The sequence below is a fragment of the Paraburkholderia humisilvae genome (genome assembly GCF_902859855.1).
GTDB classification, from domain to species: Bacteria; Pseudomonadota; Gammaproteobacteria; order Burkholderiales; family Burkholderiaceae; genus Paraburkholderia; species Paraburkholderia humisilvae.
This window is the reverse complement of the sequence record NZ_CADIKH010000457.1, coordinates 1-663: the sequence shown is the minus strand read 5'-3', so window position 1 is coordinate 663 and position 663 is coordinate 1. Positions and strand designations below refer to the sequence as shown.

The window sequence follows — 663 nt, the reverse complement described above, 5'->3', positions numbered from 1 at the left end:
ACGTCGCCGATGCCGAAGCGATCTGCGAAGCGGTGGCACGACCGAACATGAGATTTGTGCCGATGAAGAATGCTGAGCAGCAAGCGGTATTGTCTCTGCACCGTGCTCGCCAGGGTTTCGTGACTGCGCGGACTGCCCAGGCTAACCAGAGCCGTGGATTGCTTGCCGAGTTTGGCCTGGTGGTACCCCAAGGTATCGGAAACATTGCCAGGCGGGTGCCGGAACTGATCGCTTACCGCCAGTGCACTGGTAGCGACGGTGGGCGATGCGCGCAGCTTTGCCAGCGGTCGCCAACTGGCAGCGTGGCTTGGTCTGGTACCTCGGCAAAACTCCAGCGGAGGCAAGAATGTCCTGCCCGGCATCAGCAAACGCGGTGACGTGTATTTGCGTACGCTGCTTATCCACGGGGCTCGTGCGGTGATCTACAGAAACAAACTCAACAGCGCGATGAGCAGTTGGATTCAGACATTGCGCGGGCGATGCAACGTCAATGTGGCGGCCGTTGCCCTCGCGAACAAGAATGCGCGAATCGTTTGGGCACTGCTGACGCAGCAACCGGACTTCGACCCTGAGCATGTGCCCACCGCAGCAAGATCGACAGTGCAGGCATGAATTCAGGAATCGCAACACACCGATAATTCTCCAGAGAACCGATTGCCCGGG

At 59.1% G+C, this 663-nt stretch carries 1 pseudogene; it reads left to right on the top strand.

From position 1 onward, the window contains the following. A pseudogene (locus HV796_RS43040) lies at window positions 1–612 on the top strand (IS110 family transposase); the annotation flags it as partial. Window positions 613–663 lie beyond the last annotated feature (51 nt).